Genomic DNA, 21,719 nt, shown 5'->3' on the forward strand with positions numbered 1-21,719 from the left:
AATTTTAGTTTGAGTCATTATAACACTAAGCTAGCAAGCGATCCAAGAGTATTTGGGCATGTTCTTGAAAGATCGAAATGGGTTCTTTGAGCGTGGCGTTGTAGTGATCGATAAAGGGCTTATTGATTTGGTAGTAAAGCCGTTTATCCTGCATATTAATGGTGGTGTGGCATGGGATTTTGTGGCCAGTGAGGTAGCTATGATTGAGCAAGAGATCATTAAGAGTGCCTAGCCGATCGCTGGCAACTAACAATAATTTAGCCTTTAAATGCAACACCAAATCCACCACTTTTGTTTTTTCATCTAAGGGCACTAATAACCCGCCAACACCCTCAATAATGAGCAAATCGCAACGCTCTTGTAGTTTGTCTAATTTGTGTTCGATCACTTTAAAATCAATGGGCGGGAGGTGGGGCTCAAAACGCGTAGCCACAAAGGGGCTTGCACCCAAAACATAGCGGTAAAAGCTAATATCGGCAAGTTCCAAAGTGTTATCGATCTTTAGATTCTCTTCTAGGAAAATCGCCGCATCGCTGTGTTCTTGTTTGGCATTGATACCCGTTTCAATGGGCTTGACCAAGAGGGTTTTGATCCCTTGATTATTGCAAAGTCCAGCTAGCTCTTTGGCGATCGTGGTTTTTCCAATCCCTGTGTTAGTGGCACTCACAAAAATAGGCACATACATGGTTATCCTTTTGGTATTTTTCTTTGATCCTAGATATGATACCCCAAACTAACAATACTTTTAGCTTAACTTTTTTATAATGCTTGTAAAATTCTTAAGGATGCCCATGCTTAGAGTGCTTTTTGGGATCAGCCAAACGCAGGAATGCCGGAGCGGTGTGGATGTGGCGATTAGATTGTTTGCTAAGTTTAAAGATGTGCATTTGACCTTGGTACATGTGAGTCCCGAAGTGTTGGTCTATCCTGAAAGTGGAATCATGAATTATAGTCAAACCGAATTCATTGCCAACGAACAATCCAGCCAGCTTCTAGAGGAGTTTATCCAACTCTTCAATCAGGAGGGCATTGTGTGCGAGAGCGTGCTCAAAACAGGGAGTCCCGTAGATGTGATCTTAGAAATGGCACCCAGTTTTGATCTTCTTGTAATTGGGGCTAGCGAGTCTTCTACATTTTATAAAATCTTTGGCTCCCACCAAAATAGTTTTATTGACAACTCCCCCATCCCAGTCTTGGTTGCCAAGTAAGGATTGCCATGTCCTCTATCACCACCCGATTACACCGCATCTTAAACGCCGCTCTAGCCCTAGCCACAAAACTATCCCACAAATACCTCACCCCCGAGCATCTTTTGCTGATCATGCTCAATGATAAGGAGATCCAAAGCTTTTTAAGGCAAATGGATGTGGATATTTTGGAAGCCAAGCAAATGGTACAAACCTACCTAGTAGAGAATGTCCCTCCGATGGATGCACAGAGCAAACGCCCCGTCTATGATAAGGAATTAACCCAAATTTTCTATGCACTGGGCGACTATACCAAAGAGAGTTACCACAAGGTCCTAGATGTGCAAGATTTTCTCTTGGTGATGTTGCAAGAGAGTGGCTGTTATAGCACGCAGGTTTTAAGTTCCTTTGGGGTTGATTCCATTAAAATTTTAGAACACCCCCCTCTCTCTTTTTCCAAAGAAAAAGTTTCTGCGCTCAAGAAATTTGCTAAAAATCTCAACGCCCTAGCCAAAGAAGATGCTATCGATCCTGTTTCTCATCGGGATAAAGAAATCCAAAAGGTGATCGAAATCTTGGGGCGGCGCAAGAAGAATAACCCCTTGTTGGTGGGCGAGCCCGGTGTGGGTAAAACCGCCATTGCCGAAGGGTTGGCTCTAAGGATCGTGCAAAAAGATGTTCCGGATTTTTTGCTCAACTACACGATTTATTCGTTAGATTTGAGCGCAATGGTAGCTGGGAGTAAATACCGCGGGGAATTTGAAAAACGCTTAAAAAAGACCCTAAAAGAGTTGCATAAGGATCACAAGAGTATTTTATTCATCGATGAAATCCATACGATTTTGGGTGCGGGGGCTTCTAGTGCGGGGGCTTTAGATGGAGCCAATATTTTAAAACCCATGCTGGCTGATGGGAGTTTGAGTTGCATTGGCGCGACCACTTTTGAGGAATTTAGGAGCGTGTTAGAGAGAGACAAAGCCTTTTGCCGCCGCTTTAGCAAGATTGATATTTTAGAACCCTCCAAGCAGGATTGTTATGAGATTTTAGACGATCTTTCTAGCCACTATGAACGCCACCACCAGGTTAAATACAGCAAGGAGGCGCTGAGAGCTTGCGTGGATCTTTCGGTACATTACTTGCCCGAAAACTTTTTGCCCGATAAAGCCATTGATTTAATGGATATGGCAGGCTCATTTAGAAAAATCTATGGGGGCAAGAGTAGCGCACCCATTTTAAAACAAGACATTGAAAATGTGCTCTCTTTTAAGATAGACATCCCTAAGTCCCGTATCAGCTTAGAAAAGAAAAACCACCTCAAAGGTTTAGAGGACAAACTCAAAAAAGAAGTCTTTGCCCAAGATGAGGCAGTCGAACGCTTGGTCAAGGCCATTAAAATCCATGCTTCTGGACTCATCTCTAGTCAGAAGCCCATCGCCAGTTTTTTATTTGTGGGTCCTAGTGGCGTGGGCAAGACTGAGCTAGCCAAAGCCCTAGCCAAGCACATGCATTTGCACTTAGAACGCTTTGATATGAGCGAGTATAAAGAACCCCACAGCCTTTCTAAACTCATCGGTGCACCCTCAGGATATGTGGGGTTTGAACAGGGCGGGTTGTTAGTCAATGCGATTCGCAAACACCCCCGCTGTGTCTTGCTCTTAGATGAAATTGAAAAAGCCCACCCCAATGTCTATGATTTGCTCCTGCAAATCACCGATAACGCCACACTGACCGATAATAGCGGTAAAAAAAGCGATTTTAGGCATGCCGTGTTGATCTTAACCTCCAATGCTGGGAGCAATGCGCTAGGGCATGTGGGTTTTTTAGATGATCACACCCAAAAATACCATAAGGCTTTAAAAGAACTCCTCAGTACGGAGTTACGCTCACGTCTGGATGCCATCTTGACCTTTAGCCCGCTCAGTCTGCACGACCTAGAGAGTGTCGCACTCAAAGAGTGCAAAAAATTAGAAGCCCTCTTAAGTCCTAAGAATATCAGTTTGAGCGTGGAGAAGCAAGTTGCCTCACACTTGGCTTCTTTATGTTTTAAAGACCCTTTGGGTGCGCGGGTGATGGAAAAACTCATTCACGATCAAATCAAGGTCAAACTGAGCGATGAAATTTTATTTGGCGGACTCAAAGAGGGCGGGAGTGTGAAGGTGGTTTTACGCAACCAAGAAATCCAAATTATTTGCAAACCCCCCGCACTCAAACGCGCCAAACGCCAAAAAATCCCCAATACCCCTTAAGGAGTTGCATGCCCGTGTCTGTGGAAGTGCTCTATTCCAAGATTCACCGCGCGCAGGTTACAGATGCCAACCTCAACTACCAAGGTTCGATCACCATTGGCAAATCTTTAGCACAAGCAGCCAAGTTGCACCCGTGGATGAAGGTCGATGTGCTCAATGTCAATAATGGCGCGCGTTTCACAACCTATGTCATTGTGAGCGAAGAAGAGGGCACAATTTGTGTCAATGGAGCAGCGAGTCGTTTAGTACAGGTGGGCGATGTGGTAATCATTGTCGCCTATTCTCTGATGGACTTAGAACAAGTTTCTAAGCACGAACCCTTTATTGTCTTCGTTGGGGACAATAACCAAATCAAGGAGAATGATGTTTGATCTCAACCAACTAGGCGGGCTATTTTCTAATTTACAAGAACAGCTCAAAAGCATCGAGGAAAAGAACAAGAGTGCTTGTTTTAGTGCCAAAAGTGGGGGTGGGTTAGTCAAGGTTTCTATGAATGGTGCCGGTGAGCTTTTGGATATCCAAATTGATGATAGCTTGCTAGAGGACAAAGAGGCGTTACAAATTTACTTGATGAGCGCGTTAAACGAGGTCTATAAGAGTGTGGAGGACAACCGCAAATCTTCAGCTTTGGGCATGCTGGGAGGCTTTAATCCCTTTGAGAAATAAAAGGTGGGTTGGATTATGGTTCTTATTGGTCAGCACCACCCATGCCTATGACTTTTCGCATTGCCAAAAATACTACGAGCTGGCCAGCCGTTCTAATAGCGTCTCTCTTTTTTGGCAAAAGGGGCAGGTCTCCTTTTTACACTCCACCACCCCCCCCAAGGGCGTGCGTATCCTCAAAAAAGACCCCTTCATCGGGTTCTACTTGATCCAAGCTCCCCATACCAAATTTGCCTACCACCTTTTAGACATTAGCCCCGAAGCGTTTAAATACCCCATGGCCAGCGTTTCTAAAACCTATGCTAGGGTGGGCACAATCACCAAGAGACAGGAACGCTTTTTAGGGCATGCGCGCTTTTCAGTTCCCATTGCCCCTAATGGGGTAGTGGGCAATATTTGCTACCAAATCTATGGCGTGGGCTTTAAAAGCAAAGACCCCCATGCATTCATCGAGAGTAAATATATCCGCCGTTTTTTATCCCAAAATACTCCCTATTATGGTGATATTGGCGTGCGGGTGCGCTCACACGGGGCTTTAGTGGTGGAGCTAGTCGATCCTTTCTTTAAAAATAACCCCTTCTTGGAGGGCGATGTGATCACCCACATTAATGGCCAAGCCATCCCCAATAGCGCGCGCTTTGAGTGGGTGGTGAGCAATTTGGCTTATCAGAGCGAGGCGCACGTTACAATCAAGCGCAAGGGCGTGTCCCAAACCTTGCATGTACGTGTGGATAAAAGACATGGCGGGTTTTTACTGCCAGACACTTTTTTAGAACGCTTTGGGGTCGTGTTAGATAGCGATTTGGTGATCACGGCACGCTTAGAGCATCTCCCTGCCCCGCTCAATACACTTAGAGTGGGCGATCAGCTGGTTTGGATCAACCACAAGCCCATCGCCCCCAAGCGTGCCAACCACGCCGATAAATTACGCGCTTTGCAAGAAGCCTTAAGCCATGCACGCATGCAAGGGCGTATCGAGCTCTTGCTCTTAAGAAGAGGTTTGGAGTTTTATATCCGCCTATGACAACCACCCATCTCTATCAGGCCTTTGAGCACTATTTACAAGAATCTAAACCCCAGCTCAATACCTTCCACCCCTTTTTCGAACATGCCTTTTGGGAAATGCTAGAGAATGGGGGTAAGCGTTTTAGACCCAAGCTGTTATTAGCCACCGCCCATGCCTTCAAGCCCCAAGAGAGTTTTTTAACATCCCTATTCCCCATTGCCCTCGCCCTAGAGGTGTTGCACACCTATTCTTTAATCCATGACGATCTGCCTTGCATGGATAACGCCGATTTGAGGCGGGGGGCACTGACGTTACACAAACACTATGATGAAACCAGTGCGGTATTAGTGGGCGATGGGCTCAACACGCATGCTTTTTATTTGATTAGCCAAGCCCATCTAGCTAGCGATCTCAAGGTGGAACTCATCGCTACTTTATCCCATGCAGGCGGGATTTATGGCATGGTCTTAGGGCAGGCACTAGATTGTTACTTTGAGTGCCAGCATTTAGAACTTAAAGAGTTAGAAACCCTGCACACACTCAAAACCGCTAAACTCATTGCTGGTAGCCTCAAAATGGGTGCGCTGTGTGTGGGCGCGCTTGCCCCCCCCAACCTCCCACAAACCCTCTTTGATTTGGGGCTAGAATTGGGGTTATTTTTCCAAGTCAGAGATGACATCATTGATTGCACGCAAAGCCCGCAACAATCGGGCAAGAGCACGCATTTAGACACCTTTAAAAATAATTATGTCAATCTCTTGGGGCTAGCAAAAGCGCAAAATTACCTAGCCCAGCTCAAAACCCAAATCCTAGAGAAATTGCAAAATCTTCCGCCCCCCCTAACCTCCAATCTTACGGCACTCTTAGAGGAGTTAGCATGAAACCTTCTATTTTGCTCACCAATGACGATGGGTATGAATCTAGAGGCTTGTTAGCCCTAAGAGACGCTCTAGCCCAAATCGCCCAAGTGGTGGTGGTCGCGCCCAAGAATGAGAAATCGGCTTGCGGGCATGGGATCACCATCAGCTCTCCCTTACGCATCGAACAAGTGGGTCCAGATTATTACCGCGTAGATGATGGCACGCCCAGTGATTGTGTGTGTTTGGCGATTCCGATGTATAAAAAGCCCTTTGATTTGCTTATCTCTGGGATCAACCATGGATCGAATATGGGCGAAGATGTGCTTTATTCGGGCACGGTAGCCGGTGCCATTGAAGGCACAATCCACAATATCCCCTCCATCGCGCTCTCCCAGTGCATTAAAGATCGCGCTAACTTTGGCAACCATGATTTCAGTTTGGCCAAAAAAGTGGCATGCCATTTGGTTGAGCTCATTTTTAAAAAGGGTTTTCCCTTTGTGGGGCAAAGAAAATTACTCAATGTCAATGTCCCCCAGATCCCTTTTTCAGAGTGCAAGGGGATTGCCATCACCCAAAAAGGCGTGCGCCTCTATGAAAATAATGTCCATCTCAAAAAAGACCCCAAGGGCAAGCAATATTGCTGGCTCGGGCTCAACCCTCTAAAATGGGAGGAGCGTAGCACAGAGACCATGAGCGATTTTTTAGCCATCTCCCAAGGCTTTGTCTCCATCACGCCCATCACGCTAAACATGACAAGCTATGCCGATTTAGAGATGTTGCAAGAGTGGGTTTAACCGCAAAAATGCCAAAACATAGTAGAATAGCCCGCATGAAAGTTTGGATTTTGCTAGCGTTTTTGCTGTTGTTGGGTGGGTGCCACCGGTTGAATATGGGCTATTTCTCAGAAGTCAGGGGGGGATATACCTTCAATGCCAAAGCCCCTATTGTGGTGGTCTATGACAAAGAGGACATGGTCAGCTCCTTTTATATTTCTTTGATTATCTTGGAGTTGCAACAATTAGGCTTTTACAATGTCTTTTCCATGCAAGATTACCCAGTCTCCCAAGCCAAGAACACCATTTATGTCCATGTGGTGCGCAATATTGCGGCTTTGCCCGTCTATGCCTACCATTATACTTTGATCGATCGCGCCCGGGGCAATCATTGCTATTGGCATGGCGGGCAGTTTTATTGCACCAATGTCCCCACAGATTACTACGCCATCAATGGGTTTTCTGCCTATAGCAAAATGTTAGCCGGATCGCATTTTATCTTGGATTGGTGGGATAATGTCTTGCAAAAACGCGTGCTTTACATTGATGGGAGCGTTACGGGCAACACTTGCGGTTACAATGCGCTTTACCAAGATTTGATCGCCAACACCATTAGGCGCATTGATTTCACCCGCTCAGAGCATTACCGCTACTTTGAGCAATTACCCGTATATCTCCCCTGCTATAAGCGTTGATATGCAAATTAGGCGATCCTTTGGCTTTTGCGCTAGCCATGTGGTGCGTAATTGCACTTCCAAGCGTTGTGCCACCAGCATACACGGGCATAACTACACCCTAGAGGTCTTCATTGAAGCCCACAAATTCGATCATGCCGGCATGCTTTTAGATTTTGGCATTTTCAAACAAGAGATCGCTAGCTTTATTGATGCCTTCGATCACGCCCACCATTTTTGGGATCAAGAAAGCCCAGAGTTTCAAGATTTTATCACCACCCACAGCGCGCGCTATGCCAAGCTCAGTTTTAACCCCAGTGCCGAGGGTTACGCCTTGATGTTCCATTTTTTCTTAAATGCCATTTTGCAGGCTACGGCGTTGCAAAATGAGGAAGCCCCCTTAAGCGTGTGCTCGGTCCGGGTGCATGAAACCCATTATGGCTATGCCCAAAGTTTTTTAGAGGATTTGCACAATCCCGATCTAATAGCTGGCATTGGCTTGCACAGCGTGCAATTCTCCCCGGCTATTTTGCAAGACTTGCCCAACCCGCTTTTATTAGAGCAACTTAAAAGCTACCATGCCAACCCCAAATCCCCCAAGCCCTTTGTTAGCCCTACCCCCCTAAGACAAATTTAAATGCTACCCCTTGTAGAGACCTTTTATAGTTTGCAGGGCGAGGGGGCGTGTGTGGGCGTGCCCAGCGTGTTTGTGCGTTTGGGGGGGTGTAATTTGCGCTGTAAGGGCTTTGGGGTTAAAAGCGTGATTAACCAACAAGAGATAATCGGGTGTGATAGCGCCTATGCGGTCTATCCTAATGCAGAGTGGCAAGAGATCACACAGAGTCAGACACTTTTAGAGCGTGTCCATGCCCTCATGCCAAAAGCCTTAAAACCCCTGATTATCCTAACCGGGGGCGAGCCTAGCTTGCACTTTAAAAACCCGATCTTATTAGAGGCTTTGAGCGTGTGGGTGCAAGAGGGCTTTACAATTTGGGTTGAGAGCAATGGAAGCGTATTGTTTGCTTTTGACTCCCTCTTAGAGTCCCTGCATTTTACCCTGAGTGTCAAGCTAAGCTTTATTGAGAGCGCGCCTAAAAGATTAAATTTAAGGGCAGTTCAAAATATCTTGGATCACGCCCCTGTAGTCTTTAAATTCGTGTTAGGCGCACCCTATATCGATCAAGGCATCCAAGAAATCCAAGCCTTCATGGATTCTTTAAGCCTCAAAACTCTGCCCCCCATTTATTTAATGCCCATGGGCATCACCCACGCCCAAGTCCAAGCCAACTTAAAAGCCCTCGCCCCCGTGTGCTTGCAACATGGCTATGGCTTGAGCGATCGGCTGCATATCCACTTGTGGGACAATGCCAAGGGCCGTTGATGTTAGCGCAGTTTAAAGCCTATATTGAGAGGATTAGCCACGAGGATGGCAAGCATAAGTTTAGTCTAGATGATGTCTTGTTGATGGGCGATGGACTCAAAGCCCTTGAGTTGTTGCACAAGGCAATACAGAATCAACAACAAATTATCTTGGTGGGCGATTATGATTGTGATGGCATGAGCGGGACAGCCCTTGTGCTGTATTTTTTTAGGGAGGTGCTAGGCTACCCCTTAGTGCATTATATTATCCCCCGCCGCAATGTGGATAGTTATGGCGTGAGTGTGCCCCTCTTGGAGGAATACACTACCAAAAGGCGTTTGGTGGGCGAGGTGTATGTTGTAGGCGGCATTCAAGGGGGACAAGCCCTCAATTTGCACAATAGCCTATTTTTGAGTATTGATAATGGCGCGGGGATTGGCGATGAGGTGCATGAAATGCTCAAGTCTTATCAAAGCACCTTGATTTTAAGCGATCACCATGAATTTTTAGAGGGGCGCGTGCCAAAATGCGATGCTTTCGTGCATCCTTTGCTAGGCGACCAGCATAATTTTAAGGGCATTAGTGGGGCATGTGTGGCTTACTTGCTCATGCTTGCTTATGCCAAACATTACCAGATCAAAATGCGTTTAGATCACCTGCACTACATGCAGATTTTAGCTGGTATTAGTACGATTGGGGATTTAATGGATTTATCCATGCCCTATAACCGGCAACTCGTCCAACGCATGGATGCTAACTTGAAAAAGGGCATGCCTGCTAATCTCCAACAACTCTATGCCCTAAGTCTCTATAAAAACCCCTACAAACTAGCGGCTTTGGCATGGGATGTGATCCCGCTCATCAATGCAGTTGGGCGTTTAGATGGGATTGAGGGGTTTTGCCATTGTAATTTGGTGGTGGATTTTCTTTCCCAAAATATGCCCAATGGCTACTACGCCCAATTACTCCTAGAAACTAACCAAAGGCGTAAAGAATTAGTCACCCAGATCAAGCAAAGCCTACAAATTGTGCGCCAAAAACGCCTTTTTTATGCGGGCGGTGCTGTGCCACGGGGGATTTTAGGCGTGATTGCTAATCAAATTTTAGAGCAAGATTGCTTGCTTGCCTTGTGTTGGCGTTATCAAGGCACAGAGATTGAGGCCTCCTTGCGTTCTAAAGAACCCGATTTGATCGCCTTGTTAGCAGGCATGAAACAAGCAGGTATTGGGGTGAATGGCGGGGGGCATAAGCTGGCTTGTGGGGTGGTCTTTGAGGGCATGGGGGATTTTGAAAAAGCATTGGAATTTTTAGATCATGGCATGCTTTAGAGTGGATCAGATCGCCACCCTCTATCACCCACGCTTTGTCCAGCTCTACCAGCAGGGCGAACCTTATGGCGTGGGGAATGCCGAACCTTTATTTGAGGTGTGCGCCACTTTGAATCATTGGAGTTATGTGGGGAAGCGTTCCAAGGCGCATTTGCATTTGGAGCTAGCCGATACTAGTGCCTCTTTGGTGTGTAAGTGGTGGTTTCACAAGCTTAAAAATCCCGAAGAGAGATTAATTGTTGGGGGGAAAATCTGTGTGGTTGGCACTTATGACTATGTGGATCGGGAATTAAAATGTTTGGAAATCAAAGAGATTTGAGTTGCGTTTTGACATACCCTAAAATTTTGGCCTTAATAGCAGGCTCAATTAGCAAGCGCAAGTCCAGCACGCTTAGGGGCAGGGGACAATCAGCCAATTTGACCGCATCTTTGGAGGTTACTAGCAAAGAGGTTGCGCCGTGTTCCTTAAAGGCTTTTTGCAATAAACAGAGATCAAAGCGGGCATGATCTTTGAAGTAGAGTTTGCCCACAACTGGGGGTAAATAGGGGTCTAAGCGACTGGGGTGAGCAATCGCGCTCACTAAGAGCATTCTAGGGCTAGGGCAGAGCAATTTGACTTCCCGCCGGTAATCTAGCCCCTCCTCAATGAGCAAATCGGCTAAATCATAACAGCTAACAGGCTCGCGATAAATCCCACTGGGCAAGCAAAAATCAAAATAGGGCTTGTGTGCTGGCTTGAGCACGATATTTAATTTTTTAAAGGCAAAGCGGAAGCCATCATCTAAAAGCACTACTTGCGCGCCCAATTGTTTAGCCTGCAAAATACCCTCTTTGCGATCCACGCTCACGATCACGCTAGCTTTTTTTAACTGGGTGGCTAGCAAAAATGCCTCATCACCTGCTTGAATCTGGGGGATCAACACCTCCCCTTGAAGGCTCACCACTTGGCAACCCTGAGAGCCACGCCCATACCCCCTAGAGATCACCCCCACATGGTAATGGGGGGCTAAATCTTGGGCGATCTCCAAAATAAAGGGGGTTTTGCCACTGCCTCCAGCGATCAAATTACCCACGCTAATAATGGGGATATGCAAATCTTCATAATGGGCTAATGTGCGTTTGAGCGTGGCGATTTGGGTATAGATCAAAGAGATGGGATAAAGAGAATAAGCCAAAATTTTTTGGGACAGGCTGGGCGCATAAAAGTAGCGTTCTAGCCAAGTCATGACAGCTTACAGATCAAAGGAGGCTCTAGCTTAAAGGCATTTTGTTGCACCCGCCCCACTATTTTTTTTACCAAGAGTGGGTCATAGCCTAATTGCACCAATAAAGCACAATCGATCTGTTTGGTATGCGCCCATCTTTGGCTGATCTCAAATAAAAGCGGATCGATTTGTACATAGCTAAAACCCAAATCGGCTTCATCGCTCTGCCCGACATAAAAATCCGCACTGGGTTTTTTCTCTAAAATCTCTAAGGGGACATCTAGCATGCGCGCTAGTTCATAGACTTGGGTTTTAAAGAGATCCCCAATGGGGTTGATTGCGCATGCCAAATCCCCAAAGATCGTCCCATAGCCTAGCATGCGTTCGCTTTTATTGCTCGTACCCACCACTAAGGCTTGGTGGGTTAAAGAGTGATCATAGAGGCAGATCATGCGCATGCGCGCGCAAAAATTGCCCTGCCGTGTCAGGCTGGCTTGGGGGTGATCTTGATTAAAAAGTTGGTGGTAGGCTTGGATGGGAGCTAGGCTAAAGGAGATGTTAAAACGCTCACAGAGTAAAAGGGCATGATCTTGAGATTGGGGACTAGAGGTGAGTGCTGGCATGATAAGGGCATGGCAATTTTGCTTAAAAACCCTATGGCATAAGAGAGCCACTACAGCACTATCTAATCCCCCACTCAAACCCACCACCACGCGGTTAAACCCCCTTTGTGCGCTCTGTTCTTGCAAAAAAACACTGAGTCTATGGGGTGCATCGGGTGTGAGGCTTGGCATGGCGTTCTCCTAAAGATAGGGTGCAAACTGACCCAAATAGGGCAAAAACTGGGCGCATTTGGGATCAATCATATCAATGGCAGAAGCTGCGCCATAAAGTAAGGGGTTGCACCCCAAATAATAGCGTTTGCCCCTGTCATCGTGAATCTCGAAACTCCCTCCTGCATTGATGTCAAAGGTGTATTTTTGCCCCTCTAGCATAAAGCTACCCTCTAAGTGGCAAGGGAGATCATCATAATCTTCAAAGGGCGAAACCTCATAGGTTTCACTTACCTTAAAAAATGCTTGGAGTTTCTGGGAGCTTAGTTTCCATGCTATGCATGCCTGTTCAAATTGCTTGTCCTCCAAATCAGACATCCGACCATGCCCTACAACGATGTTTTGGATGCGATCAAAGCCCTTATCCCACAGTCCACATTGATTCTTTGAATACGCATAACACACATCAAACCACTCTGGCACGCGATCTTGTTTTAAGGCGAGCAAGATATGGCTAGACAACATGATCCCCATGAGCACTCTGGTTAACTTGACTATCCTCTCCAAAACCCCGATTCTGTGCTTAAGACTCATAGACAACATGCTAACCTTTTTATTGGCATTTTAACATGCCTTTAGCCAATCTTGGGGGAGCTTAAAAAGGGATAAGATTAAGTTTTTCGTTGTAAAATCACATTTTGCAAAATAGATAGAGGAGAGATGATGGCTGAAATAGATCGTCGGGATTTTTTAGGCATGGCACTTGCGGGTGTGGCTGGTGTGGGTGCACTTGCTAGTTTGGTCGCCATGAAAAAGACTTGGGACCCCTTGCCTAGCGTGGTGTCGGCGGGTTTTACCACCGTGGATGTGGGGGGGATGAAAGAGGGGGAGTTTTCCAGCGTGGCATGGCGGGGCAAGCCTGTTTATATTATCAAGAAAAAAGCGGCTATGAAATTTGATGCCAAACGTGATTTTAAAGTCAATGATGGGGTTTTCACCGTAGGGGTGCAAATTTGCACGCATTTGGGTTGTATCCCCAATTTTGAGTCCATTGATAAGGGGTTTTTGTGCCCCTGCCATGGGGGTCTTTTCACCCCTGATGGGGTGAATGTGCCTGGCACGCCCCCGCCCCGCCCCTTTGAAATCCCCCCTTTTAAGCTAGAGGGCACTAAGATCACCTTTGGGGAAGTGGGTCCAGAATACAAAGCCATGATGGCGCACGCATAAAGGAGAGGTGATGGCAGAAATCAAAAAAGCAGATGGTGTAGTGGATTGGTTGGATCAACGCTTGGGGGTTAAAAAACTCGCTAAAGTGTTGATGACAGAATATTGGATTCCCAAGAATATTAACTTTTTATGGGCAATGGGGGTGATTTTGCTCACCCTCTTTGCAACTCTGGTGATCTCAGGGATTTTCTTGCTCATGTATTATAAACCCGATGCCAAATTAGCTTATGATAGTGTGAATTTCACCATCATGCAAGAAGTGGCTTTCGGGTGGTTGTGGCGGCATATCCACGCCACAGCTGCCAGCATGATTTTTGTGATCATCTATATCCACATGTTCGTAGCGATCTATTATGGCTCTTATAAAAAGGGGCGGGAGATGATTTGGATTGGGGGCATGCTCTTGTTTGTTACCTTTAGTGCAGAAGCCTTTAGCGGGTATATGCTACCTTGGGGGCAGATGAGCTATTGGGCAGCTTCGGTTATCACCCAGCTTTTTGGCAAAATCCCTCTCATCGGTCCCGATCTCTTGGTGTGGATTCGGGGTAATTATGTTGTCGCCGATGCAACCTTGACCCGTTTTTTCATGTTGCATGTCTTTTTGTTACCCGTGGTGATCATCATGCTCATCGGTCTGCATTTTTATTCGCTCCGCATCCCCCATGTCAATAACCAAGAAGGCGAGGTGCTTGACTTTGAAGCTGAGGAGAAGAAATACAAAGAGGGGCAAAAAAAGGAGTCTAAAGTCATTCCCTTTTGGCCCGTGTTTTTATCTAAAGATATTTTTGTCGTCTGTGCCTTCATGGTCTTTTTCTTTTACCTCGTGTGCTATCACTATGAGTTTGCGATGGATCCGATCAATTTTGAGCGTGCCGATAGTCTCAAAACCCCGCACCACATTTATCCTGAATGGTATTTTTTATGGAGCTATGAGGTTTTAAGAGGCTTTTTCTTTAATGGTAACTTGGGGTTGGTCGCCTTTGGGATCGCACAGGTGATCTTTTTCTTGTTGCCCTTTTTGGATAATAGCCCGGTTGTCAAGCCCGCCCACAAACGCAAAGCCTTTAATATTTGGTTTTGGGTTTTGGTCGTGGATATGATCGTGCTCACCATTTATGGCAAGCTCCCCCCCGTGGGTAATAACAAATATGTAGGCTTTGTGGCTTCTATTGTCTTTTTGGTGCTCTTCTTTGTCGTCTTGCCCCTAATTGCTAAGGCTGAGAAGAAAGGCGGTGCCCAGTGAAAGAACTCAAGATCTTAGCGATTTTGATCGTGGTGATTGGCGTGCTTTACTGGGGGGTTGAGCCTTATGCCCATAGCATTATGGAGCCCAAAGTCGCCCCAGCTGACTTTAGCTTTAAAGATTTAAAGCCCATTGATCTAAGCAAGGGTGATGCGAGTAAGGGTAAGGACTTGGTGGCACAAAATTGTGTAGCTTGCCATGGCATTGAGAATCAAAAAATACCGGCCCCGATGGATGTAGCCAGTGCCGGGGCGAGTTTTGGAGTCGTACCCCCCGATCTCTCCCATGTGGGTAGTGTCCTAGACCCCCAATTTATCGCCCATTTTATCAAAGACCCCACACAAGCTACCAAACTCACGCATAAATACAAAGATGCTAACCCCTATCCCATGCCCGCCTTTGCCCAGTTTAGCAATCAAGATTTAGCTGACATTGTGGCTTACTTGGTGTCCATCGCCCCCAAAAAGCTAGATGATAAAGAGGTTTTTGCGCAGGCTTGCCAGCGTTGCCACAACATCGAATACGACAAGATTTATGCGCTCACAGATGCCAAAGACTTACACCGCTATTTGGGCTCAAATGCACCAGATTTATCGATGATGATCCGCAGTATGGGGCATGAAAAGCTAGAAGTTTTCCTAAACGATCCACAAAAAATCTTGCCCGGCACGGCGATGCCTCGAGTGGGCTTAACCAAAGTTGCCCAAGAGCAAATTATCCACTACCTAGAGAAGACTGGGGATAGCAAAAAGTCCCAAAGAGATGCATTGGGCATCAAGATCATGATTTTCTTTGCCGTTTTGGCTTTCTTGGCTTATTTGTGGAAACAAAAGGTGTGGAGAGAAGTCCATTAGTGCTTTTCTAGCCAGACTTGGATTTGGCTAGCAACACTGGCTGTTTCTAAAACCTCCGTGTGGATTTTGGGGCGGTTTAAGAGTTCTTTGACACGCTGGGGTGGAGTGATGCCCTGAGTGGCTAGGATTTCTAGGGCTTGTCTGTCATCTGTGCTAGCCACGCCTTGAAGCCCTAAAAGCGTGGTTTGGGCAAATTTGCTCCATGAAGCTGTAGAAACCACTACGCAAGGCAAATCTGTTTGGAGTTGTTGGTAGGCATGCAATGCTGTAGCCGTGTGTGGATCGACTAGATAGCCATATTTTTGGTAAGTTTCTAAAATACTCTTTAAACAAGATTCATCATCACAGCTAAAACTCTCGAAATGCTTTTGCAAGATTTGTAGTTCTTGAGGTTGCAGGGTGTAGATTTGCTCTTGCTCTAAGGCTTGCATGCACTCTAGGGTGCGCTGGGAGCCCAAGAGGGCATATAAAAGCCGCTCTACATTGGAGCTTTTTAAGATATCCATTGCTGGAGCGTAGGTTTTGAGCAAACTTCTTTGCCTAATATCATAGACCCCCGTTTTGATCCACTCCTCTAAGACATTGTTAGCATTGGACACAATCCCGATTTTAGCAATGGGTAAGCCCATTTGTTTAGCATAAAAAGCTCCCAAAGCATTCCCAAAATTCCCGCTAGGCACAAGAATATTCAAGGGTTGCCCATAGTGCAGGGCGTGGTGGCGCACCAATTCCAAATACCCCCACACATGGTAGATGATTTGGAAAACAATGCGCCCAATATTGATCGAATTAGCCACACTGAGCAAAAAGCCTTGTTTCTGCAAAATGGCTTTAAAACCCGTATCTTTGAGTAAGACTTTGAGCGTACTTTGAGCATCATCAAAATTGCCCTTGATTCCAAAGACTTTTAAATTTGGCGCGTCCATCGTTTGCATTTGCAAGGCCTGGATTAGGCTTGTTCCGCTAGCGGGGTAGAAGCAAATCACATAGGTATTAGGCAAAGAGGCAAAGCTAGCCAGACTGGCTGGCCCCGTATCCCCACTTGTTGCCACTAAAATTAAATATTTTTCTTGGCGTTGTTGGGCTAGCTGTGAGAGCAAGATTCCAAAGGGCTGGAGTGCCATGTCTTTAAAAGCCAGAGTGGGGCCATGCAAAAGTTCTTGGACATAGAGGGTAGGGCTTAGATGTTTTAGGGGGGCAATATCTGAAAAACCCTCATAACGCTTCAAGGCTTCTTGCAAAATTGCGGGCGCAACATCTAAACTAAGCACCCCAAACAAGGCTTGGGCTAGCTGAGTGTAATCCAAATGCAAGTAAGCCTGAAAATCCAAATTAGGGACATTTTGAAAGCTAAAAAGCCCGCCCGTGGGGCTACTGGGCTCTAATAAAGCCTGTGTAAAACTCTTGGTTTGTTGGGGGTTTCTGCTATCCACTAAAAGCACCCTAAATCCTTCTTGCTTGAGATGGTGCAAGTGTAGCCAAAATTTAATAAGTTTGGCGCAAAATCACCATATCTAAAGGTTTTGATGTATAATTACCCATCTTGCTAAAAATAGGAGCGATAATGTCTGCCAATCCCCCTAAGGATGCAAAAAGTCCCCAACCCCCTATCAAGTTACGCCGTGTGGGTCTTTTTGAAACTTCGGTGAATACAGAGGTCATCCCGGTTCGGGGGCTCTTAGAGGGCATTAATGATATTGGGAAGTTCATTGTCAGTATGAAAAAGCATGTTAAACTGGGCGAGAAACCCGAAGTGGAATGGATCATTGATAAAACCTGTAACCACAGAGGTGACAAACTCCTGCACAACAAGGGGATTGCTGGTTGTCCCCATTGTAACTGGGCTTTGGATTTAAAGACCTTGACCTACCACAATGGCTATAGAAAACAACCCCTCAAATATCACATCGAGGGGCGTTCCTTGCATGTCCAAACTTCTATCGATCTCTCCAACCCCTACCAATCCAGCTTTAAGGGCGATTTTAAAATCCGTTGGCTCAACCACGCTTGTTTGCACATTGAGGCTGGGGGTATCAAGTGTGTCACCGATCCATGGTTGCTAGGTCCCAGCTTTTTGGGCAGTGGCTACTTAGAGACGGCAAGCTGTAAAGAAGCGGTGCATTGCTTGGTGAATGCCGATTTTATCTTTATCTCCTCTAATCGCTCCAGTTGCCTGCACCCCCAGACCCTAGCCTTTGTGCCCAAAAGCAAGCCCTTTTTAATCGGCAACTTTGCCTCTAAGAGCATTGAAAAAGCCCTAAGAGGTTTGGGCTTTACCGAAATCTATACCCTAGAATTCCAAGAAATCTATGAATTTAGCTCCTTTTTCCAATTCAGTATCCTCAAGGCAGGCGATGGCTCAGAAGAGAGCGGGCTATACTTGTGCTTATCTGGGCATGATGTGATCATCAATGCCTATGGGAATTACCTCAACACCTTTAATCTCCCCACCGATCTCACCTTGCTTTGCACCTCCTTTGCGGGCGCGACCTCGGGGTTCCCCTTTTGTATCGACAATTACAATAGCGAACAAAAAAAGGCATTGCACACCAACCATTTAGAGGGACTCAAGCAACAACTAGAGTTGCTCTTAGAAAGCACCAATGCCTCCTATGTCATGCCCATCGCCACGCCCTACATCCAAGAGGCCGCTCGCGATCAGGAGGTTCAAAACGCCAATGCCAAAAATGCCCTTGATTATGGTAAGCAAATTTGCGACACCTACACCCGTAGCCACAGAGAAAGCCCAGTTGTGTGGCTACAACCGGACTACACCTTGACCTTAGAGTTTAAAGAAAACGATTTGATCCAGTGGCGTGAAGATGTGCATGTGCTCAAAAGAGATGTGCCCCAAAGGTATGTGGATTTTTACACCCGCACCTTTGTTTATGATGCCAACAAACTCATAAACTATCTGAAATTATCTGGCTATAAAGCCCAGCAGATCGTAGCCTTTGTGCCCACTGATGGCTCTTTTGAAAAGGTGGTGGGCCCCATCGTGCAGGCCGATTTTGCCACCCAAAGTTTTAAAATTATCGAGGCAAATGCCATCATCACTAAGCAACAAGGCTACCGCGTGATGGTGCTCAAAGTTAGGGGCGAGATTTTGGCTTGCGTGGTTGAAAACCATTTACCCTTTGAGGAGATTTTAAGGGGCTTTCATTGCCGTATCCAGCGTACACCCAATGTTTATGAGGCCCAATTTTGGCGTTATTTTAGCCATTTTTACACCGATTCCAAGCCCTACACGATTCAATTAGTCTAAGGATTTTGCATGATTCTAGACAACCGCTTTTTACTCTGCTGGCTAGCCCCCATTGTTGCAGGCTTATTTTCTCCTTATGCGCAGGGGTTTAAGCATTTGGTCGCCTTTGAGAGTAAAATTGCCTTTTATGGGTTTTTGGTGCTCTATCTTTTTTATGCCCTGTTTGCTTTGATCAAATCCCCCCTTGTGGTCAAAATCCTTAAAAATACACTTGTATTCATCAGCGTTTTTTTTGCCTTTTTGCATTTCTTTTTGGCCCGTTATTTTGATATGCTCTTGACTCCTAGCACCATCGACACGATCTTAGCCACCAATCTTAAAGAGAGTCATGATTTTTTAACAAGTATGGTGCTCCCCCATGGTGGGGTTTTATTGGGGGCGTTGGTTGCTTGTGGGTTGTTTCTCTACTTTGCGCGCCTGCATGTTCCTTTAAGCACTAAAGCCCACATCGCCTTAATAGCACTCTTTATGCTGGGCATTGGGGTGCATGCGACTAGAATCATCTCGGCAGAGATGACTCTAACCCAGGGAACCAACCAAGCTATTGAGCGGGTGATCCCCTTGATGCGTGAGGGCCATGCCATTTATACTAGTCTGAAAGAATATGGCAATAACCAAGCTATTTTGCAAGCCATCAGAGAACCACTACCTAAAGATTACCTTAAAGTGGATAGCGACAGCGTGCCCAATGTGGTTTTGATTGTGGGCGAGAGCGCCTCGCGTAATTTTATGCATCTCTATGGCTATCCGGTCCCCAATACGCCCTTTTTAAGTGGCTTAGCAGAGAGAGAGAGAGAGAGAGAGAGATCGCAATTTGTTCGTGTTTCGGGACACCATTGCGCCTTTTGGCTGGACAGACCGCGCGCTTAAAGTTCTCTTGAACTATAGCGATGTGGAAAACCGTAGCACCCCGTGGTATGAACAAAAAAGTTTTGGGGCAGTGTTTAATGCGGCTGGCTACCAAACCTTTTGGCTAGACAACCAAGAACGCCCCGTCATCACTAATCTTTACACCATCTACCCAACTATCTTTACCGCCCATTTATGGACCAATTTCCAAATCCGGCAATACGATCAAGTGCTCATCAATGCCTATAAAACCCATATCCAGCCCCAACTCAAGCAACATAATTTCATTCTGTTCCATCTATATGGCAACCATATTAATTACAACGAGCACTTCCCACCTGCATACGCCAAATTCCATATTAAAGACATCCCCTATCAAGGTTTGCATGTCCAAAATGACAAAGATAAGCAAATTGTCGCTGACTATGTCAATTCAATCTACTACACTGACCATATTTTAAAAGAGATTTTTAATCTTTTCAAAGATAAAAACGCGATCATTTTCTACATCTCCGATCATGCCCAAGATAATTTTGAGAGTTCCACAACCTATGCGCACCGCTGTTCAACCTATGGCGTAGAGATTCCATTTGTAGTTTATGTTACCGACACCTTCAAGCAAAAATATCCCCAAAAGGTTAAACAAATCGCAGAGGCTATCAATAAACCCTTCATGAGCGATGATTTAATCCACTCTCTTTTGCCCATCGTGGGGATTCACACTAAAGATAATCTAGAATCTAAAAATCTCTTTAGCCCCCAGTTTGATATCAAGAGAAAGAGAATTTATTGTGGGGATCGGCTGTATGAGAAAAAGCCCTGACTTGACAAACCTAAGTTCTTTTTTGTAGGATACGTTTTCTAATCTACAAAAGAGTTTTTCATGGTTTTAGACAACCGCTTTTGGCTGATGTGGCTAGCCCCTGTGGTGGCAAGCTTTTTCTCTGTAGAGGTGCAGGTATGGGGCGAGGCATTTTGGCATGTGCTCAAGGTGGTTTTTTATAGCTTTTTGGTTTTCTATGTTTTTTATCTTTTATTAAGTCTGATTCCATACCAAGCCCTAGCCAAGTTTCTAAAAAATGCCATGCTGGTTGTGAGTTTGGTCCTAACTTTCATCGATTTTTTTGCCTCCTATTATTTTCACATGGGCTTTACACCCTCCTTGGTCGGCACGCTCTTAGCCACTAACACAAGGGAGAGCCAAGCGTTTTTAATGGATATGGTGTTCCCCCATATGGGCTTTATCTTAGTTTATTTGGCAACTTGTGTCATCTTCTTGTTCTATATGCGTTTTAAATTGTCTTTAAGCCCCAAACAGAGTTTTAAAACTCTAGCCATGCTCTTTGTGCTCTTTTGGGCGCATACTTTAGGGGCTTTTTATGGGCAAGGTGGGCGGGGATTCTTGATTAACCCCAATATTCCGACACAAATCATGCCCATAGTGAAAGAGGTCTATGCATTGGTTGCCAGTCTCCATGAATATTCCCAAATAAAAACCATCTATGCCAGTCTCAAGCAGCCTTACCCTAAAGATTACCTTAAAGTGGATAGCGACAGCGTGCCCAATGTGGTTTTGATTGTGGGCGAGAGTGCCTCGCGTAATTTTATGGGAATCTATGGTTATCCTGTGCCCAATACGCCCTTTTTAAGCGATCTACAAGAAAGGCGGCAAAATTTATTTGTCTTTAAAAACACCATCTCAGCTTTTGCCAACACTCTGCCCACTTTCCAAACTCTGCTAAATTACTCCGATGTGGAAAACTACACGATCCCTTGGTATCAGCAAAAAAATTTAGGCATGATCTTTAATTTGGCAGGTTACAAAACCTTTTGGATTGACAACCAAGAAAGCATGGCGGCAAGCAATATTTACAACGCCCTTGCCTATAACTTCGCCTACAAGTATTTTACTGATACGCCCTACAAGGCCATTTTATCCCACCATGATCAATGGGTGATCCCCATTTTTACCCAACAAGTCCAGCCCAAACTGGGATCTAAAAATCTGATCCTTTTCCATCTATTTGGTAGCCACCCCATTTATAACAGACGCTTTCCCAAAGACTTTGCCAAATTCACTCCCAAAGACATCCCCTATCAAGATTTGCATGTCCAAAATGACAAAGATAAGCAAATTATTGCCGATTATGTCAATTCGTTGTATTACACCGATCATGTTTTAGGAGAGATTTTTAAACTCTTTCAA

24 protein-coding genes are annotated in these 21,719 nt (G+C 45.6%); 19 read left to right on the forward strand and 5 right to left on the reverse strand.

Annotation, left to right across the window (positions count from 1 at the left end; all coding sequences use genetic code 11):
• Window positions 1-25: 25 nt before the first annotated feature.
• A complete protein-coding gene (bioD, locus tag EAO36_RS05600) occupies window positions 26-685 on the reverse strand; it encodes a dethiobiotin synthase (protein ID WP_120948565.1) in 660 nt (219 codons plus the stop codon).
• A 106-nt stretch (window positions 686-791) separates the two neighbouring features.
• Between bioD and EAO36_RS05605 the strand changes: the two genes are divergently transcribed.
• Genes EAO36_RS05605 through EAO36_RS05660 form a run of 12 tightly spaced genes read left to right on the forward strand, consistent with a single transcriptional unit; the run spans window position 792 to window position 10,416 of the window.
• Window positions 792-1,208, forward strand: a complete 417-nt coding sequence (locus tag EAO36_RS05605) for a universal stress protein (RefSeq protein ID WP_120948564.1) — start codon at window positions 792-794, stop codon at window positions 1,206-1,208.
• An 8-nt stretch (window positions 1,209-1,216) separates the two neighbouring features.
• Window positions 1,217-3,433, forward strand: coding sequence for an AAA family ATPase (locus tag EAO36_RS05610; RefSeq protein ID WP_120948563.1), 2,217 nt, complete (start codon window positions 1,217-1,219; stop codon window positions 3,431-3,433).
• Window positions 3,434-3,441: 8 nt separating this feature from the next.
• The gene (gene panD / locus EAO36_RS05615) at window positions 3,442-3,804 is read left to right on the forward strand and encodes an aspartate 1-decarboxylase (protein ID WP_328588048.1); all 363 of its coding nucleotides are present in this window, start codon (window positions 3,442-3,444) and stop codon (window positions 3,802-3,804) included.
• Complete coding sequence (locus tag EAO36_RS05620) at window positions 3,797-4,099, forward strand: YbaB/EbfC family nucleoid-associated protein (protein WP_120948562.1); 303 nt, start codon at window positions 3,797-3,799, stop codon at window positions 4,097-4,099. Before panD ends, EAO36_RS05620 begins: the two co-directional genes overlap by 8 nt.
• A gap of 25 nt (window positions 4,100-4,124) precedes the next feature.
• Window positions 4,125-5,120 (forward strand): DUF7488 domain-containing protein, encoded by a 996-nt coding sequence (locus EAO36_RS05625; protein ID WP_235852283.1) that lies wholly within the window; start codon window positions 4,125-4,127, stop codon window positions 5,118-5,120.
• Window positions 5,117-5,983, forward strand: coding sequence for a polyprenyl synthetase family protein (locus EAO36_RS05630; RefSeq protein ID WP_120955822.1), 867 nt, complete (start codon window positions 5,117-5,119; stop codon window positions 5,981-5,983). Before EAO36_RS05625 ends, EAO36_RS05630 begins: the two co-directional genes overlap by 4 nt.
• Window positions 5,980-6,756 carry a 5'/3'-nucleotidase SurE gene (gene surE / locus EAO36_RS05635; protein WP_120955823.1) on the forward strand — a complete coding sequence of 259 codons (777 nt, stop codon included), beginning with the start codon at window positions 5,980-5,982 and terminating at the stop codon, window positions 6,754-6,756. The genes EAO36_RS05630 and surE overlap by 4 nt, the downstream gene beginning before the upstream one ends.
• 8 nt (window positions 6,757-6,764) lie before the next feature.
• Entirely contained in the window at window positions 6,765-7,430 is a 666-nt protein-coding gene (locus EAO36_RS05640; protein ID WP_205586164.1) for a hypothetical protein, read from the forward strand.
• 1 nt (window position 7,431) lies between these two features.
• Window positions 7,432-8,046, forward strand: a complete 615-nt coding sequence (locus EAO36_RS05645; protein ID WP_120955824.1) for a 6-pyruvoyl trahydropterin synthase family protein — start codon at window positions 7,432-7,434, stop codon at window positions 8,044-8,046.
• The gene (locus EAO36_RS05650; RefSeq protein ID WP_120955825.1) at window positions 8,047-8,790 is read left to right on the forward strand and encodes a 7-carboxy-7-deazaguanine synthase QueE; all 744 of its coding nucleotides are present in this window, start codon (window positions 8,047-8,049) and stop codon (window positions 8,788-8,790) included.
• The gene (locus tag EAO36_RS05655; RefSeq protein WP_185962959.1) at window positions 8,790-10,097 is read left to right on the forward strand and encodes a DHH family phosphoesterase; all 1,308 of its coding nucleotides are present in this window, start codon (window positions 8,790-8,792) and stop codon (window positions 10,095-10,097) included. The genes EAO36_RS05650 and EAO36_RS05655 overlap by 1 nt, the downstream gene beginning before the upstream one ends.
• Window positions 10,084-10,416: a hypothetical protein gene (locus EAO36_RS05660; RefSeq protein ID WP_120948556.1), complete on the forward strand. Its 333-nt coding sequence runs from the start codon at window positions 10,084-10,086 to the stop codon at window positions 10,414-10,416. Before EAO36_RS05655 ends, EAO36_RS05660 begins: the two co-directional genes overlap by 14 nt.
• Here EAO36_RS05660 and EAO36_RS05665 read toward each other — a convergent pair.
• Genes EAO36_RS05665 through EAO36_RS05675 form a run of 3 tightly spaced genes read right to left on the reverse strand, consistent with a single transcriptional unit; the run spans window position 10,403 to window position 12,597 of the window.
• Window positions 10,403-11,323: a tetraacyldisaccharide 4'-kinase gene (locus tag EAO36_RS05665; protein WP_120948555.1), complete on the reverse strand. Its 921-nt coding sequence runs from the start codon at window positions 11,321-11,323 to the stop codon at window positions 10,403-10,405. The genes EAO36_RS05660 and EAO36_RS05665 overlap by 14 nt on opposite strands.
• Window positions 11,320-12,096: an NAD+ synthase gene (locus EAO36_RS05670; protein ID WP_120948554.1), complete on the reverse strand. Its 777-nt coding sequence runs from the start codon at window positions 12,094-12,096 to the stop codon at window positions 11,320-11,322. The genes EAO36_RS05665 and EAO36_RS05670 overlap by 4 nt, the downstream gene beginning before the upstream one ends.
• Window positions 12,097-12,105: 9 nt before the next feature.
• On the reverse strand, window positions 12,106-12,597 hold the full coding sequence (locus tag EAO36_RS05675) for a hypothetical protein (RefSeq protein ID WP_143928352.1): 492 nt from the start codon (window positions 12,595-12,597) through the stop codon (window positions 12,106-12,108).
• Window positions 12,598-12,798: 201 nt separating this feature from the next.
• Here EAO36_RS05675 and petA point away from each other — a divergent pair, with 201 nt between their 5' ends.
• Genes petA through EAO36_RS05690 form a run of 3 tightly spaced genes read left to right on the forward strand, consistent with a single transcriptional unit; the run spans window position 12,799 to window position 15,399 of the window.
• Window positions 12,799-13,302, forward strand: coding sequence for a ubiquinol-cytochrome c reductase iron-sulfur subunit (gene petA / locus EAO36_RS05680; RefSeq protein WP_120948552.1), 504 nt, complete (start codon window positions 12,799-12,801; stop codon window positions 13,300-13,302).
• Between the two features lie 10 nt (window positions 13,303-13,312).
• Window positions 13,313-14,545 (forward strand): cytochrome b, encoded by a 1,233-nt coding sequence (locus EAO36_RS05685; RefSeq protein ID WP_120948551.1) that lies wholly within the window; start codon window positions 13,313-13,315, stop codon window positions 14,543-14,545.
• Window positions 14,542-15,399 carry a c-type cytochrome gene (locus tag EAO36_RS05690; RefSeq protein ID WP_120948550.1) on the forward strand — a complete coding sequence of 286 codons (858 nt, stop codon included), beginning with the start codon at window positions 14,542-14,544 and terminating at the stop codon, window positions 15,397-15,399. The genes EAO36_RS05685 and EAO36_RS05690 overlap by 4 nt, the downstream gene beginning before the upstream one ends.
• On the opposite strand, the gene thrC is transcribed toward EAO36_RS05690, so the two are convergent.
• Entirely contained in the window at window positions 15,396-16,841 is a 1,446-nt protein-coding gene (gene thrC, locus EAO36_RS05695) for a threonine synthase (protein ID WP_120948549.1), read from the reverse strand. The genes EAO36_RS05690 and thrC overlap by 4 nt on opposite strands.
• A gap of 122 nt (window positions 16,842-16,963) precedes the next feature.
• On the opposite strand from thrC, the gene EAO36_RS05700 reads away from it, so the two are divergent.
• The 4 genes from EAO36_RS05700 to EAO36_RS05715 form a co-directional block, all read left to right on the forward strand.
• Entirely contained in the window at window positions 16,964-18,664 is a 1,701-nt protein-coding gene (locus tag EAO36_RS05700; RefSeq protein ID WP_120948548.1) for an MBL fold metallo-hydrolase, read from the forward strand.
• A 9-nt stretch (window positions 18,665-18,673) separates the two neighbouring features.
• Entirely contained in the window at window positions 18,674-19,534 is an 861-nt protein-coding gene (locus tag EAO36_RS08950; RefSeq protein ID WP_120955826.1) for a sulfatase-like hydrolase/transferase, read from the forward strand.
• A complete protein-coding gene (locus EAO36_RS05710; RefSeq protein ID WP_120955827.1) occupies window positions 19,485-20,336 on the forward strand; it encodes a phosphoethanolamine transferase in 852 nt (283 codons plus the stop codon). The genes EAO36_RS08950 and EAO36_RS05710 overlap by 50 nt, the downstream gene beginning before the upstream one ends.
• 60 nt (window positions 20,337-20,396) lie before the next feature.
• Window positions 20,397-21,719 (forward strand): sulfatase-like hydrolase/transferase (locus EAO36_RS05715; RefSeq protein ID WP_120955828.1); only part of this gene is annotated, 1,323 nt, incomplete at its 3' end.

The organism is Helicobacter mehlei (genome assembly GCF_003660265.1).
GTDB lineage: Bacteria > Campylobacterota > Campylobacteria > Campylobacterales > Helicobacteraceae > Helicobacter > Helicobacter mehlei.